Raw genomic sequence first — 14,306 nt, forward strand, 5'->3', positions numbered from 1 at the left:
TTGAATGCGAGGAAATATCGGACTTAAATCCTTGAAAGAAAGTCTGTGCGCAGCGGTGTTGAATCATTTCTTATTTGGACACTAACATAACCAATGAGTTATGATTTCGGCAGACAATATCATTTTACATAAACAGTCAGATCGACATTCTAGAGCGCAACCCGAAAAGTGTGGAGACGGTTTTCGGAAAGATGCGCGTTAGGCAAAAGTTGGGACGCGCCGATCTAATGCAAACAGATCGAAACGCGCTCTAAAATAGGACATTCCATGCGATACTGAGACGGTCAGGCGCAGGAATGTTGGGCAACCGGGAGGAAGACATGAAGAAAATTGCACTCACCGCGCTGGCGGTATTGTCGCTCACCGCATCCGCGGCTTATGCCGATGTGGTCAAGGTTGGCGTTATCGGTCCGTTTTCGGGACCGTTTGCCATTCAGGGCAAGAATTTCAAGGCCGGTATCGACGCCTATATGGCCGAACACGGCAACAAGGTCGGCGAAGACACGGTGGAAGTCGTTTATCGCGATGTACCGCAGGCCGATCCCGCGCAGTCCAAGGCACTGGCGCAGGAACTCGTCGTCAAGGAAGGCGTGCAATATCTGGCAGGCTTCTATTTCACGCCTGACGCCATGGCCGTCACGCCGATCTTGAAGCAGGGCAATGTGCCGATGGTGGTGATGAATGCCGCCACGTCCGCAATCGTGACCAAGAGCCCCTATGTGGTGCGCACATCGTTCACGACCTGGCAGACCTCAACCCCTATTGCCAAAGTGGCAATCGACAAGGGCGTGAAGAAGGTCATCTCGGTGGTGAGCGATTACGGTCCGGGCGTCGATGCGGAAAATGCTTTCAAAGCCGCTTTTACGGAAGCTGGCGGTGAAGTGGTGGAAGCCATCCGCATGCCGCTTGCCACCAATGATTTCAGCCCGATCATGCAGCGCATCAAGGATTCCGGTGCGCAAGGCGTTTTCGCCTTTCTACCGTCCGGTCCCACCACGCTCGGTTTCATGAAAGCCTATGTCGATAACGGCCTCAAGAAAGACGGCGTACAGCTTTTTGCGCCGGGCGACCTGACGCAGGAATCCGATCTTCCCGCCCTTGGCGAAACGGCGCTTGGCGTGCTGACGACCTTCCATTATGCGATTTCGCACGATTCTCCGGAAAACAAGAAGTTCGTCGAAGAAGCGGGCAAGGCCATCGGCAACCCAGCTGAATTGTCCTTCCCGTCTGTCAGCGCCTATGACGGCATGCATGTCATCTACAAGATGATCGAAGCAACCGGCGGCAAGAAGGATGCGGAAAAGGCTGTGGAAGCCGTCAAGGGCATGGAATGGATCAGCCCGCGCGGCCCGGTTTCCATCGATCCGGAAAGCCGTCACCTGACGCAGAATATCTATCTGCGTGAAGTCGCCAAGGCGGAAGACGGCACCTATTACAACAAGGAAATCCAGACCTTCGAAAAGCAGGGCGATCCGGGCCTCAAGGCCAAGTAATTCACCTGCTTCACGGTTCAGCCCGCCTTATATTCCAAGGGATATGAGGCACTTGCGCTCCCGGAACGTTCCGGGAGCGACTTTCTCTCCGCCTCCGGCCAGAGAATCGATCTAGAGCGTTCCAGCTAGAACGGAATCATGGAACCGCTCTATCTCTTTGTTTTACGCATTATCCTACGCAAAACCGCTATGCACTTTTGCCGGAAATGCTCCAATAGGATTACTCAATGCAGACTGTGCTCAGCATTGCTGTCGATGCCCTCGCCTATGGCATGGTGCTTTTCGTCATCTCTATCGGCCTTTCGGTCACCATGGGCCTGATGCGCGTCGTCAATCTGGCGCATGGCGCCTTTGCGATGATCGGCGGCTATTTCGCGTCTTACGCCGCGCATCAGCTTGGCCTCAATTACGGTTTTGCCATCATCATCGCCGTTATCGGCACGATGATCATCGCTGTTCCGGTGGAGCGCCTGCTCTATCGCCGCATCTATGGCGCACCGGAGCTGACGCAGGTTCTGATGACCATCGGCATAACATTCTGCATCATCGGTCTGACAAACTATATTTTCGGCCCGACGCTGAAGACCATCCCACTGCCGGAAATGCTTCGCGGCTCGATTGATCTCGGCTTCCGCGCCATCGCCAAGCATCGCGTCTTCGCCATCGGCTGCGGCCTCGCCGTTGCAATCGGCCTCTGGTACATCGTTGAACGCACCGCGTTCGGCGTTAAACTTCGCGCTGCTGTCGATAATGCGAATATGGCTGCCGCGCTCGGCGTTCGGACCGAAATCGTCTATGCGATCAGCTTTGCGCTCGCCATCGGCCTTGCCGCATTCGGCGGTGTCGTCGGTGCAGAACTGCTGCCCGTCGAGCCCTACTACGCGCTGCGCTATATGGTGACGTTTCTCGTGGTCGTTTCCGTCGGCGGCGCTGGCTCCATCCCGGGCGCTCTTATCGCCTGCCTGCTGCTCGGCGCTATCGACACGACGGGACGCTATCTCGCGCCAGAATATGGCGAATTCTTCTTCTATCTGGCGGTGATCGTGATCGTTACCCTGTTTCCACGCGGCCTTGCCGGAAGGTTGGCCAAGAAATGACCGACATGTCGCAAACTCTCCCCCAAAACCGCAATTCCTATGCGGGCCTGATTGGCGTCATCGCCATCATCGTGGCCAGCATCGTCGGCTGGTTCCTGTTTCCCGATAATCTGGCGCTTCTGACACGCATCATCGCGATTGCGCTTCTCGTGCTCTCGCTCGATCTCGTCACCGGCTATTGCGGCATCGCAACGCTCGGCCATGCAGCCTTGTTCGGCGCTGGCGCTTATGGCGCGGGCATTGCCGCAGCGCATTTCGGCGTGACCGACCCGCTGCTGATGACGTTTATCGGCCTCGCCGCCGGTGCCGTCACCGGACTGGTTTCCGGCTTCGTCATCTTGCGCGCCCATGGATTGGCGCAGCTCGTATTGTCGATTGCCGTGGTGCATCTTTTCCATGAAGCGGCCAACAAGGCATCCAACTGGACCGGCGGCAGCGATGGCCTGAGCGGCATTTCGCCCGATCCTATCTTCGGCATGTTCGAATTCGATCTTTATGGACAGACCGCCTATATTTTCGGTGTCATCCTGTTGGTCGTGTCGTTCATTTTCCTGCGCTATGTCGTGCGGTCGCCTTTCGGCATGCTTTGCCGGGGCGTGAAGGAAGATCCGATCCGTATCCACGCCATGGGTGCTTCGGTTCATTCGGCGCAGCTTCGCATGTATGTCATTTCCGGCGCCATTGCCGGTATCGGCGGCGCACTGAACGCCATTTCAACGCAGGTCGTGGGTCTCGACAGCCTCAGCTTCACCATGTCGGCGGAAGCGCTCGTCATGCTGGTTCTGGGCGGCACGGGCACATTGTTCGGCGGCCTCATCGGCACCGTCGTCTTCATGTGGTTCGAAGATCTGGTTTCTGCCGCCAATCCGTTCCATTGGCTTACCATGGTTGGCGCATTGCTGATCCTCGTGGTGCTGTTCGCCCCGCGTGGCCTTTATGGCACCGCTGTCCATTATTTCGAGAAGCGGAAGGCGCGCAACCCATGAGCACCGTGTTTGAAGTCTCAAAACTGCGCAAGAATTTTGGTGGCCTTGCCGTCACGAACGATGTCTCGCTCAGCATGGCAAAGGGCGACCGCGTTGCCCTGATCGGCCCGAATGGCGCAGGCAAGACCACATTCGTCAATCTTGTGACCGGGAACCTTCCCGCCACCTCCGGCACAGTGACGCTTGGCGGCGAGAATGTCTCGAAACTCAACGCCATGCAGCGCGTGCGGCGCGGTCTGGTGCGCTCATTCCAGGTCACGCGGCTCTTCTTCGACATGACGCCGGAAGAGCATGTCGCGCTCGCCGTTTTGCAGCGAGAAGGCAAGACGGGCCGCATTCTCGGCGACTACCATAAAATGCCGGCCGTGATGGATGAGGTGCGCGATATTCTCGACACGCTCGGGCTGCTGCCGCTCAGTCAGCTGCGCGTCAGCCAGATCGCTTATGGCCAGCAACGACTGCTGGAGATCGCGCTGGCACTGGCGCTGCGTCCAAAGGTGCTGTTGCTGGATGAACCTGCCGCCGGTGTGCCGCAAAGCGATACGGGCCGCATTGAAGAAGCGCTCGACCGCCTGCCCGCCGATCTTGCTGTTCTCATGATCGAGCACGACATGGATCTGGTTTTCCGCTTTGCAAAACGCGTTATCGTTCTGGCCGCTGGAACCGTGATTTTCGACGGACTGCCGCAAGATGTCGTGCAGGATACCCGCGTCCGTGAAGCCTATCTGGGGAGCTATGCGCAATGAGTGCAGCCTCGCTTGAAATCCGCAATCTTTCCTCCGGCTATGGTCCTACGCGGGTCATTGAAGATGTGTCGTTCAAAGCCGAACCCGGCTCTCGGCTGGCCATATTGGGGCGCAACGGCGTCGGCAAGACCAGCCTCTTTGCGACCATCGCCGGACAAACCCGGCGCTATGGCGGCGAAATCCTGCTCGGCGGCCAGAATATCGCGACACTGCCGTCAGCTGCCCGTGCGCTTGCCGGTCTTGGCTATGTGCCGCAGACCCGCGATGTGTTCCCCACGCTGACGGTGGAAGAAAACCTGTTCGTCGGCTTGAAAAAACGACCAAAGGACGCGCTCGAAGAAGCCTATGCCATGTTCCCTCGCCTCAAGGAGCGGCGGCGCAATCTGGGTTCGCAGCTTTCCGGCGGCGAACAGCAGATGCTTTCAACGGCACGCAGCATTCTCGGCAAGCCGACGGTGCTGCTGCTGGACGAGCCGCTTGAAGGCCTCGCGCCGGTCATTTGCGAAGAGCTGATGGCAGCATTCTCGACACTGGCGCAAAAGGGCGACATGACGATCCTGCTCGTCGAACAACGGATCCAGAGCGCGCTAGACTTCGCCGATCACATCATCATTCTGGAGCGTGGCCGCATTGCATGGTCCGGCACGTCCGAACAACTGGCGTCAGATCATCACGCGGTTGAGGAACATCTGGGCGTCGGCGGCTTGCATTGATCGAGCGCCACTCGGCGCCATCTGATATATATTTATAGAGGTTATGGCGGGCATTGTCCCGCCATAGTCGTTTTAGCGGCGTGGCACACCAAACGTGACAAACAGGCAGCCAAATTAGGGCTGGCTGCGCTTACAATGCATATATTTTCGGGGAGATAGAATGGTGGGCGATGAGAGACTCGAACTCCCGACATCTTCGGTGTAAACGAAGCGCTCTACCAACTGAGCTAATCGCCCGACTGATTTGTCAGTCGCGTGAGAGCCGTTTAGGCAATTCGTGCGCCAAGCGCAAGAGCAAATTTTGGCAATTCGCACAGTTTCGTCCATTTTTCCAAAATGACCAAATTCGATGCGCTCATAACACCCGAACTATCGGTAGCTGAGCGGACGATAGAGTTGTTTTCAAGGGGATCGGGCTGGCGCTCCTGATGCCACGTAAGATAGGGCATTCGATAAAATGCACAGCTGCCTTTGGCTTCTAACGCACAAATATGACGCGGATTTAAAAATCAGAAGAAACTAATTCCATTTTATCACATTTCACTAATTAATCTTTCTTGAATTTTCCCCGTGGGGAAAATCGCATTATCTCGCAATGTATTTGGAACATGGAGAAGAATTATAATGCGTAATGTCATTCGCGTTTCTTTGACCGGCCTCTTTCTCGGTGTAAATCTCGCTGCGGCCCTCGCGCAGGCGACGCCTGAGCAGATGGAAATGGCCTATAGTGCAGCCCGCAATCAGCTCGGCGTGCTGACCTATTGCAAGGACAAGGGCTATACCGACGATGCAGCCATCGAAATCCAGAACAAAATGCTTGGCTTGATCCCTCCTCCAGCCGATACGTCCAAGGCCCAAGCTGCCGAAGAAACCGGCAAGCAGGGCAAGGTTTCCGTCATGGGTATGGAACAGGATCTGGCCACCAGCGCAAAGGCGCAGAATATTTCGGAAGAAAAGCTGTGCCAGACCATGGCAGACGCCGTGAAGCAGGCCGGTGCGCAGCTCCCCAAGTAGCGCAGCTGGATAACCGAAAAGAACCCCGCTCAGGCGGGGTTTTGTTTTTTGGGCTTTGTGCGTCGGAAATGATCGTTCAGCCCAATGCTTGGGTATATTTCAGCAATTTATTAATCATACAGGGCGCTTATCTTCTATTTACCATGCAACTTAAGAGCGCAAAAAGAATTGCCCGTGTAATTTGGCCCAAGGTCAAGACGACCAGCTAATAAAAGCAGAGTCTCAGGAGCAACACATGTCCAAGCTTTTCTCGCGTTTTCGCAAAGACGAATCCGGCGCAACCGCAATCGAATACGGCCTCATCGCTGCACTTATTTCTGTGGCAATCATTGCCGGAGCGAGCACACTAGGAACCGACATCAATCAAAAATTCAAGGACATCAGCTCGGCCGTAACTGGCGCTGCTGTGAATACCGATTAATAAATGCAAAAAGGGGGCGGTAACCGCCCCCTTTTTTTGTAAATTCGCATTCTGTGATTGAGCAAATATGCATGTACGAATACGATATGTAGTCCGAAACGCTCCCACGGCTATCACACCGTAATCTTTAGTGATTTTGCCGCTTCACGCCATTTCTGCATAATGTTCGTCGAAAGAATGTTTGCCAAATGCTGCAACATTCAGCGATGTACAGCGTTCGAGCTTTGAAGGAGCGAAGGCCATGTCATTAAAATCACTTCTGATCGCCGTTGGCATAGGCATATCCGGACTGACGCTCACCGGGTGCGTGTCCGAAGGCTATTATGGCAGCGGCGGCGGCTATTACGACCCTTACTATGTACAGGGCAGCTATATCGGCACCGGCGTTGTCTATGATAGCGGACGCTATTATCGCAATTCGCCGCGTTATTATCGGGATTCTCGCTACCGCGATTACCGTTATCGTGATCGCGACCGTCGCCCGAATTACAACAGACCAGACCGCCCGCGCCCGCCGCAAGGTGAGCGTCCGCGTCCACCGCAGGCCGAGCGCCCATCGCAACCGCGCCCGGAAGCAAGACCTTCGGGCAGCAACCGGCCCCGCGCCTATATCAGACCGCGAGGCAATGAGCCGCGGTAGGTCGAGAATCAAAGAGGCTGCGAATTTCGCAGCCTTTTCTTTTTTCAGAGCTTAATCACATATTCCTTGCGGGTGGTTTCCAGCACGTCCCAACTGCCCTTGAAGCCGGGGCGAATGACAAAACTGTCTCCCGCCTTGACTTCGCGGCTCGCGCCGCCCTCCTCACTCACAATCGAGCGACCGGATAGAATGTGACAGAACTCCCATTCGTCATATTCGATCCGCCATTTTCCCGGCGTGCTTTCCCATATGCCGGCAAAGAGGGTGCCATCGGCATTTTCTTCCAGATTCCATGTTCGGAATTTTGGATCGCCGGAAAGAACGCGCTCCGGCAAAGGAGCGCCTTCTTCCGGTTCAATGCCGGTCAGGTCGAAGTCGAGAAACCGGCTCATCCGGTCAGACCTTGGCAAGAGCCTGTTCGATATCGGCTATGATATCGTCGGCATCCTCGATGCCGATAGACAGGCGCACGACATCCGGACCAGCTCCAGCCGCCACTTTCTGCTCGTCGCTCAGCTGCCGATGTGTGGTCGAGGCCGGATGAATCACGAGCGAACGCGTGTCGCCGATATTGGCGAGCAGCGAGAACAGGTCGAGGCTATCCACGAATTTCACGCCCGCATCATAGCCGCCCTTGAGACCGAAGGTGAAAACCGAGCCTGCGCCCTTCGGCGAATATTTCTGCTGAAGCGCATGATATTTGTCATGTGGCAGACCAGCATAGTTCACCCACGATACCTTCTCGTGACCATGCAGCCAGGAGGCAACCTTCTGCGCATTGTCGCAATGGCGCTGCATGCGCAACGGCAGAGTTTCCACACCGGTTAGAATCTGGAAGGCGTTGAATGGCGAAATCGCCGGGCCGAAATCGCGGAGACCCAGCACGCGGGCAGCGATGGCAAAGGAGATGTTGCCGAAGGTCTTGTGCAGTTCCAGACCGGCATAATCCGGGCGCGGTTCGGTCAAAAGCGGATAATTGCCAGACTTCGCCCAGTCGAAGGTTCCGCCGTCGATGAGGATGCCGCCCATGGAATTACCATGGCCGCCAATGAACTTGGTCAGCGAATGCACGACAATATCCGCGCCGTGTTCGATCGGGCGCACGAGATAGGGCGAAGCAAGCGTATTGTCTACGATCAAAGGCAGGCCATGCTTATGGGCGATTTCGGCAATCGCTTCGATATCCACGACTATGCCGCCCGGATTAGCGAAGCTTTCAATGAAGATTGCGCGCGTTTTGCCATCGATCTGCTTGGCAAAGTCGGTCGGATTGCTGGCATCGGCCCAACGCACCTGCCAGCCGAAGGATTTAAACGACTGGCCGAACTGGTTGATCGAGCCGCCATAAAGCTGGCGCGCAGCGACGAAATTATCGCCCGGCTGCAAAAGCGTATGGAAAACGAGCAGCTGCGCAGCATGCCCCGATGCCGTCGCGACAGCTGCGGTGCCGCCTTCAAGCGCTGCGATGCGCTCTTCCAGCACCGCCGTCGTCGGATTGGTAATACGTGTATAAATATTGCCGAACGCCTGTAGCCCGAACAGGGAGGCCGCATGATCCGCATCTTCGAACACGAAGGACGTCGTCTGATAGATTGGCGTTGCACGCGCGCCAGTTGTCGGATCAGGCTTCGCGCCTGCGTGAACGGCCAGTGTTTCTATGCCGGGTGAGCGTTTGGACATCTATTCCTCCTGATAACGAATGCCACTCTTTGAGAGCGGACGTTAGGCTCTGCCAAAAAGAAAGCAAAGGAGGAATTTTTCGACTGATATCAAAGCGCGGAATTTTATTCTCGCTTCATACGCTACCCGATCAAGCGCGGGTATTCTATCGCGGGACAACGATCCATGATGACGGTCAGCCCTGCTTCTTCGGCACGCTTGCCAGCTTCTTCATGAACAACGCCGAGCTGCGTCCACAAAACGGATGGACGCTGCTTCATGGCGAGGATTTCATCCACAATACCCGGCAGCGAATAAGGCTCACGAAACACATCGACCATGTCGACCTGCTCTTCAATATCGGCCAGACGCGCCACGACGCGCTGGCCGTGAATTTCCTTGCCGACCTGCCCCGGATTGACGGGAATGACGCGGTAGCCCTTGGAGAGCAGAAACTCCATCACGCCATTGCTTGGGCGCTCGGGCTTCGGGGAGGCACCAAGAAGCGCAATTGTTTTGACGGATTGGAGAATGTTGCGAATTTGGTCGCCAGACGGATTGTTCATGTTCTTACCTCACCAGTCTCAACTGCGCGACCGTATTTATCGTTCGCACGACAGGATGCCGCTTGCAACACAAGGGTCCACGCTTCTATTCCTATAAAGATTGGGAGGACTGGATGAATATCAATATGACAAGACACACAAGTCTGGCTCCGGTGATGGATATCGACGAGCTGCGCGCTTTCATGAAGCGTGAGTTTCCGCAGCTTGGTAAGAGTTTCGAGATTGTTGCGATTGATGAAGGTTCCACCACGATGCGCCTTCACGCCGACGAGCAACATCTGCGTCCCGGCGGCACGGTTTCCGGCCCTGCGCTATTCGCCCTGGCCGATGTTGCTGCCTATGCGGCTATTCTGGCGCATATCGGCCCGGTCGCGCTGGCGGTGACCACCAATCTCAACATCAATTTCCTGCGCAAGCCCTCACCCGGCGCGGTGGAAGCTGTCGCGAGACTTCTGAAGCTTGGAAAACGCCTCGCCGTCCTCGATATCAGCCTGACTGATGGCGCGACTGGCGAACTGGTTGCTCATGCAACAGCGACTTATTCAATCCCACCGCGTTAAAAGCACCACAAAAACATACGGTATTATAATACCAAATAATCAAGTAATTGATTTCATTATGTTTTTAAAATCATCGTGCAAATACGGGACTTGACGGCGGGGCAGAGTTTGTGTATCGACCCGCCGGAAGCGCGCGAAACTTAATTTTTGCACGCCCGTTCGGGTTGGATATCACCAACACAAGCAACAAAAAAAGCCCTGATGTTCATATCGGGGATTAGTCTAAGGAAGACTTCAATGGCAACTTTTTCTCAGAAGCCGGCTGAAGTGGTGAAGAAGTGGGTACTGATCGACGCCGAAGGTCTCGTCGTTGGTCGTCTCGCAACTATCGTCGCCAATCGCCTGCGTGGCAAGCACAAAGCAACCTTCACCCCGCACGTTGACGATGGCGATAATGTCATCATCATCAATGCCGACAAGGTTGTTCTGACCGGCAAGAAGTACACCGACAAGGTTTATTACTGGCACACCGGCCATCCGGGCGGCATCAAGGAGCGCACTGCTCGCCAGATTCTCGAAGGCCGTTTCCCGGAACGCGTTCTCGAGAAGGCTATTGAGCGTATGATCCCACGTGGTCCGCTCGGCCGTCGCCAGATGAAGAACCTGCGCGTTTATGCAGGTCCGAACCATCAGCATGAAGCTCAGCAGCCGGAAGTCCTCGACGTCGCAGCGCTGAACCGCAAGAACAAAGGGAATGCATAATCATGGCTGAGCAGCTCAACTCGCTCGAAGAACTCGGCACTGTTGCCAAGACCGAAGCTGCCGCTCCGGTTCACGTCCAGAAGCTGGACGCACAGGGCCGCGCTTATGCCACCGGCAAGCGTAAGGACGCCGTTGCACGCGTTTGGGTCAAGCCGGGTTCCGGCAAGATCACCGTCAACGACAAGGAATTCGAAAAGTACTTCGCACGTCCGGTCCTGCAGATGATCCTCCAGCAGCCGATCATCGCTTCGAACCGCGCTGGCCAGTTCGACATCGTTGCTACCGTTGCCGGTGGCGGCCTGTCCGGTCAGGCTGGTGCCGTTCGTCACGGTATTTCGAAGGCCCTCACCTACTACGAACCGGGCCTGCGCACGGTTCTCAAGAAGGGTGGCTTCCTGACCCGCGATAGCCGCGTCGTCGAACGTAAGAAGTACGGTAAGGCCAAGGCTCGCCGTTCGTTCCAGTTCTCGAAGCGCTAATCCGTTTCAAGGAATATTCCCAAGCGCTCCGGCGCTTGGGACCAAATTTCCGAACGGTGATATTTCCGTCGTTCGGATCTACAAAAAAGCGAGCCGCAAGGCTCGCTTTTTTGGTTTCTACCGTCCTCCGACCCCTATTCAAAGGAGGCTAATTTACACTATACTTATGTTATTTTATATTTTTCAAGTATTTTTATTTTAAAATTTTTTAACAGGATAATTACTTTGACCTATATTCCTTTTGGGAAAGTCAATATTATATTGACTGCACTCGCCCCTGTTCAATTTTTACTTTCTTCTGCAGCTTACTCCCAGAGCATAACCGACAATGTCGAGAAAGCTTATTTCGACAGGGCCATCATCTTCGGCGACAGCTTGAGCGATAACGGCGCATTCAGTGAGTTTTTCATAGAAAAACTTAAAAAAATGTACACGACCGACGGACGCTTCAGCAATGGACGCGTCTGGAACGAGTACCTTTTCCGAGACCAGGAAAGGGGCACGAAATTTCGACCAACTCGTCAGCCCCCGGTGATTTTGGCAGCAACACCCCGAACGGTGGCACCAGTGTGAACTACGCCATAGGCGGCACAAAGTATGAGAACCACAAAATACCGGGGATGATCCCCTCTATTGCTGAGGAGGTGACCGAGTACATTCGTGGGACGAATACCGTTTATCCTCAGACCATCTCTCCTCACACCATCGTGTCTTTATGGGCGGGTGGCAATGATGCTTTGGATGCAATCAAGCACGATGAATCCACGCGAGTGAAAGCTGCATTTAGCGGAAATGAATTGTTCACTTCACTGGAACGCCTTTATCAGGTGGGAGCGCGGCAATTTCTGGTGCCCGACATGCCTGATTTTTCGAAAGTTCCGCGTTATGCAAATGCGCCCGGCGTCATTGCTCGAGAAGCAACCGATGATTTCAACAAGGCCATCGCCACCAGCATCGCTGCCTTTAAGGAAAAGCATCCGGATGCTGTGGTCTACGCCCCAGACGTAGCTGGCATCCTTGACATGGTGGTGAAGCACCCCGGCGTTTTCGGCTTCTCGAATGCGACAGGAAATTGTGTCGATACGCCCTCATGTCTCGACCAGCCGCGCGGTTCCGCAATCCAGAATGAATATGTTTTCTGGGATGATATTCATCCGACGACCCGCACACACAATTACATTGCCAACTACGTGCGGGAATATTGGTCAAACCCCGACTTAGCTGGTTTCTACGCCCGGTCTCCCAATGGCCTGTTCAAGACCGAGCGCAACTTCTTCTTTCCGACATCCGATAAGATCGTATCGGGCTATCTGGATGGAAACAGATCACTGTACAAGATGAACGCCGGAAAGCTGACGCTGACGGGAGAAAACAAATACACCGGCAACAGCTTCGTGGCGGAAGGCGGGTTGGCGCTTGGTAATGGCGGCGAAACCGGCTCCGTCATCGGCGACGTTGATTTGATGCAGAAAGACGCCTTTCTGTCGTTCAATCGCAGCAACCTGCTCGAATTCGACGGCAAGATTACCGGCGATGGTCGCGTACAGCAGGTTGGAGACGGCATGACCATCCTTAACGGGCAGAACAGCTACAAAGGGGTGACCGACATTTACGCTGGGGAATTAAAGGTAAACAGCTCAATCACTTCGCCGGTTCTGGTCCACTCCGGCGGTACACTGAGCGGCACCGGTTTTACCGGCAGCATAGTGGCTGGAGCCGGTGCGCATGTTTCCCCCGGCGACTACCGTTCGCCGCGCATGAAACCATTGAACGTGAATGGCGATATCGATCTGAAATCTGGCAGTGTTCTCGACGTGAAGGTCGATGCCAACGGCAACACTTCAGGGATTTATGCTAGCAACAAGGCTATGCTCGCCGGGAGCGTTAAATTCGGCGGCCATCCAAAGTTGACCGTTGACGAAATCAACGCCCGGGTAGGCAAAACAAGCGTGTTCGTGATGGCCGACAACGGGGTCAATGGCCGCTTCAGCGACGTTCTTCCCACCTATCACTTCATCACCGAAAAACTTGAATACAGGCCGAATGAAGTCGAAGTCACCTTCGCAACGGCGGGCAAGTCATTTGCAGAATCGGCGGTAAGCAACCAGCAACGAAGGGTTGCCAACGCATTGCAGGCGCTCGGCCACGATCAAAAGCTCTACAAGAACGTGCTTACATCGCGGATGGAAGACGATTTGTCAGAGGCCTATACCGAGCTGTCTGGCGATATTTACGCATCCACGCTGATATCGCTTCTTTATGACAACCAGTTGCCACGCGAAGCCGTGACACAGCGCATGAATGATCTGTCCGACAGTCGCTTCAATCATTCGGCGCTGAATGCTCCGCTCAAAAGCGGCGTATGGGGACAAGCCTATAATTCCAGAGCGCATTTCCAGAGCATTGGAGAAGCGCAAGCCATGAGCCGCAGCGCGACGGGCTTTATCACCGGCATTGACGGCCAACTGTCGGATAATTGGCAATTGGGTCTCTTCGCCGGTTATCTGCAATCCTCGCTCAATAGCGGCCTGTCGTCTGCGAAAGTCGATAGCTATCAGATCGGCGCCTATGGCGGCTATGCATGGAAAAACTTCAACCTGACTTTTGGTGGCAATGCCAATCTGCACGACATCGACAGCAAGCGCACAATCCGCTTCAGGGAAGTTTCAAACGATAATCGCGCAAGCTACAAAGGCAACAGCTTCCAGGGTTTTGCGGAACTCGGCTACAATATCGATACCAGTCTGGCGCTGCTGGAGCCATTTGCGGGCATTTCCTATGCCTATGCGAAAACCAATGGTTTTACGGAAAATGCGGCTGTGACCGCCCTCTCCGGCTCTGGCGCCACCGGCGACCTTTTAACCAACTATCTCGGCGTGCGTCTTTCGAACAAATACGCACTCTCCGAAAACACCAGCGTCAACACCAAACTGGCGCTCGGCTGGCAGCATAATAGCGCCGACCAGCCGGAAACAATGCTGCGTTTCAGCGACGGTCCCGGCTTCATGGTTGAAGGTCTGCCGCTCGACAAAAACATGTTCTACGCACAGGCCGGGTTGGACCTCAATCTGGCGCATAACACGTCTCTCGGATTGCACTACCGGGGACAATTCGCAAACAAGGCGCAGGATCACGCCATTAAAGTGAACCTCGCGGTCAACTTCTGACGATCAAACAACGGAAAGCGGGCCTTCGGGTCCGCTTTTTGCTATGAATTTCAGGAATCAGCC

Annotated in this window: 16 protein-coding genes and 1 tRNA gene; 13 read left to right on the top strand and 4 right to left on the bottom strand. The window is 54.9% G+C overall.

The features are described 5' to 3' along the window. Positions 1-320 precede the first annotated feature (320 nt). The 5 genes from WIX40_RS09840 to WIX40_RS09860 all read left to right on the top strand — a co-directional run bounded on the left by WIX40_RS09840 (position 321) and on the right by WIX40_RS09860 (position 5,035). Positions 321-1,493, top strand: coding sequence for an ABC transporter substrate-binding protein (locus WIX40_RS09840; RefSeq protein WP_124915632.1), 1,173 nt, complete (start codon positions 321-323; stop codon positions 1,491-1,493). 227 nt (positions 1,494-1,720) lie between these two features. After that, the gene (locus tag WIX40_RS09845; protein ID WP_109368789.1) at positions 1,721-2,590 is read left to right on the top strand and encodes a branched-chain amino acid ABC transporter permease; all 870 of its coding nucleotides are present in this window, start codon (positions 1,721-1,723) and stop codon (positions 2,588-2,590) included. Beyond that, positions 2,587-3,576, top strand: a complete 990-nt coding sequence (locus tag WIX40_RS09850; RefSeq protein WP_124915631.1) for a branched-chain amino acid ABC transporter permease — start codon at positions 2,587-2,589, stop codon at positions 3,574-3,576. Before WIX40_RS09845 ends, WIX40_RS09850 begins: the two co-directional genes overlap by 4 nt. Then, positions 3,573-4,322, top strand: a complete 750-nt coding sequence (locus WIX40_RS09855; RefSeq protein WP_124915630.1) for an ABC transporter ATP-binding protein — start codon at positions 3,573-3,575, stop codon at positions 4,320-4,322. Before WIX40_RS09850 ends, WIX40_RS09855 begins: the two co-directional genes overlap by 4 nt. Then, a complete protein-coding gene (locus WIX40_RS09860) occupies positions 4,319-5,035 on the top strand; it encodes an ABC transporter ATP-binding protein (RefSeq protein WP_124915629.1) in 717 nt (238 codons plus the stop codon). The genes WIX40_RS09855 and WIX40_RS09860 overlap by 4 nt, the downstream gene beginning before the upstream one ends. A 161-nt stretch (positions 5,036-5,196) precedes the next feature. On the opposite strand, the gene WIX40_RS09865 is transcribed toward WIX40_RS09860, so the two are convergent. Next, positions 5,197-5,272, bottom strand: a tRNA-Val gene (locus tag WIX40_RS09865). A gap of 387 nt (positions 5,273-5,659) precedes the next feature. Here WIX40_RS09865 and WIX40_RS09870 point away from each other — a divergent pair. The 3 genes from WIX40_RS09870 (at position 5,660) to WIX40_RS09880 (ending at position 7,110) form a co-directional block, all read left to right on the top strand. Beyond that, complete coding sequence (locus tag WIX40_RS09870; protein WP_124915628.1) at positions 5,660-6,049, top strand: pore-forming ESAT-6 family protein; 390 nt, start codon at positions 5,660-5,662, stop codon at positions 6,047-6,049. Between the two features lie 235 nt (positions 6,050-6,284). Continuing rightward, the gene (locus WIX40_RS09875) at positions 6,285-6,470 is read left to right on the top strand and encodes a Flp family type IVb pilin (RefSeq protein WP_124915627.1); all 186 of its coding nucleotides are present in this window, start codon (positions 6,285-6,287) and stop codon (positions 6,468-6,470) included. A 241-nt stretch (positions 6,471-6,711) separates the two neighbouring features. Further along, positions 6,712-7,110: a hypothetical protein gene (locus tag WIX40_RS09880; protein ID WP_339439832.1), complete on the top strand. Its 399-nt coding sequence runs from the start codon at positions 6,712-6,714 to the stop codon at positions 7,108-7,110. A 44-nt stretch (positions 7,111-7,154) separates the two neighbouring features. Here the strand turns inward: WIX40_RS09880 and WIX40_RS09885 are convergent, their stop codons facing one another. The 3 genes from WIX40_RS09885 to WIX40_RS09895 form a co-directional block, all read right to left on the bottom strand. Further along, a complete protein-coding gene (locus WIX40_RS09885; protein ID WP_121535781.1) occupies positions 7,155-7,502 on the bottom strand; it encodes a cupin domain-containing protein in 348 nt (115 codons plus the stop codon). A gap of 4 nt (positions 7,503-7,506) precedes the next feature. Further along, positions 7,507-8,790, bottom strand: coding sequence for an O-acetylhomoserine aminocarboxypropyltransferase (locus tag WIX40_RS09890; protein WP_109368754.1), 1,284 nt, complete (start codon positions 8,788-8,790; stop codon positions 7,507-7,509). Positions 8,791-8,912: 122 nt separating this feature from the next. After that, positions 8,913-9,335, bottom strand: a complete 423-nt coding sequence (locus WIX40_RS09895; protein WP_121535778.1) for a CoA-binding protein — start codon at positions 9,333-9,335, stop codon at positions 8,913-8,915. 113 nt (positions 9,336-9,448) lie between these two features. On the opposite strand from WIX40_RS09895, the gene WIX40_RS09900 reads away from it, so the two are divergent. The 5 genes from WIX40_RS09900 (at position 9,449) to WIX40_RS09920 (ending at position 14,243) form a co-directional block, all read left to right on the top strand. Then, positions 9,449-9,895: a PaaI family thioesterase gene (locus WIX40_RS09900; RefSeq protein WP_121535775.1), complete on the top strand. Its 447-nt coding sequence runs from the start codon at positions 9,449-9,451 to the stop codon at positions 9,893-9,895. A gap of 237 nt (positions 9,896-10,132) precedes the next feature. Beyond that, complete coding sequence (rplM, locus tag WIX40_RS09905) at positions 10,133-10,597, top strand: 50S ribosomal protein L13 (RefSeq protein WP_078340528.1); 465 nt, start codon at positions 10,133-10,135, stop codon at positions 10,595-10,597. A 2-nt stretch (positions 10,598-10,599) separates the two neighbouring features. Next, entirely contained in the window at positions 10,600-11,076 is a 477-nt protein-coding gene (rpsI, locus tag WIX40_RS09910) for a 30S ribosomal protein S9 (protein WP_078340527.1), read from the top strand. 225 nt (positions 11,077-11,301) lie between these two features. Further along, entirely contained in the window at positions 11,302-11,649 is a 348-nt protein-coding gene (locus WIX40_RS09915; protein ID WP_121535772.1) for an SGNH/GDSL hydrolase family protein, read from the top strand. Beyond that, a complete protein-coding gene (locus tag WIX40_RS09920) occupies positions 11,646-14,243 on the top strand; it encodes an autotransporter domain-containing protein (RefSeq protein ID WP_339439833.1) in 2,598 nt (865 codons plus the stop codon). The genes WIX40_RS09915 and WIX40_RS09920 overlap by 4 nt, the downstream gene beginning before the upstream one ends. Positions 14,244-14,306 lie beyond the last annotated feature (63 nt).

The organism is Ochrobactrum teleogrylli (assembly GCF_037482325.1).
Lineage (GTDB): Bacteria > Pseudomonadota > Alphaproteobacteria > Rhizobiales > Rhizobiaceae > Brucella > Brucella teleogrylli.

What these genes read in the sequence shown, in the direction of transcription:
- WIX40_RS09840 (WP_124915632.1), top strand. Translation starts at nt 321, where the DNA reads ATGAAGAAAATTGCACTCACCGCGCTGGCGGTATTGTCGCTCACCGCA.
- WIX40_RS09845 (WP_109368789.1), top strand. Translation starts at nt 1,721, where the DNA reads ATGCAGACTGTGCTCAGCATTGCTGTCGATGCCCTCGCCTATGGCATG.
- WIX40_RS09850 (WP_124915631.1), top strand. Translation starts at nt 2,587, where the DNA reads ATGACCGACATGTCGCAAACTCTCCCCCAAAACCGCAATTCCTATGCG.
- WIX40_RS09855 (WP_124915630.1), top strand. Translation starts at nt 3,573, where the DNA reads ATGAGCACCGTGTTTGAAGTCTCAAAACTGCGCAAGAATTTTGGTGGC.
- WIX40_RS09860 (WP_124915629.1), top strand. Translation starts at nt 4,319, where the DNA reads ATGAGTGCAGCCTCGCTTGAAATCCGCAATCTTTCCTCCGGCTATGGT.
- WIX40_RS09870 (WP_124915628.1), top strand. Translation starts at nt 5,660, where the DNA reads ATGCGTAATGTCATTCGCGTTTCTTTGACCGGCCTCTTTCTCGGTGTA.
- WIX40_RS09875 (WP_124915627.1), top strand. Translation starts at nt 6,285, where the DNA reads ATGTCCAAGCTTTTCTCGCGTTTTCGCAAAGACGAATCCGGCGCAACC.
- WIX40_RS09880 (WP_339439832.1), top strand. Translation starts at nt 6,712, where the DNA reads ATGTCATTAAAATCACTTCTGATCGCCGTTGGCATAGGCATATCCGGA.
- WIX40_RS09885 (WP_121535781.1), bottom strand. Translation starts at nt 7,502, where the DNA reads ATGAGCCGGTTTCTCGACTTCGACCTGACCGGCATTGAACCGGAAGAA.
- WIX40_RS09890 (WP_109368754.1), bottom strand. Translation starts at nt 8,790, where the DNA reads ATGTCCAAACGCTCACCCGGCATAGAAACACTGGCCGTTCACGCAGGC.
- WIX40_RS09895 (WP_121535778.1), bottom strand. Translation starts at nt 9,335, where the DNA reads ATGAACAATCCGTCTGGCGACCAAATTCGCAACATTCTCCAATCCGTC.
- WIX40_RS09900 (WP_121535775.1), top strand. Translation starts at nt 9,449, where the DNA reads ATGAATATCAATATGACAAGACACACAAGTCTGGCTCCGGTGATGGAT.
- rplM (WP_078340528.1), top strand. Translation starts at nt 10,133, where the DNA reads ATGGCAACTTTTTCTCAGAAGCCGGCTGAAGTGGTGAAGAAGTGGGTA.
- rpsI (WP_078340527.1), top strand. Translation starts at nt 10,600, where the DNA reads ATGGCTGAGCAGCTCAACTCGCTCGAAGAACTCGGCACTGTTGCCAAG.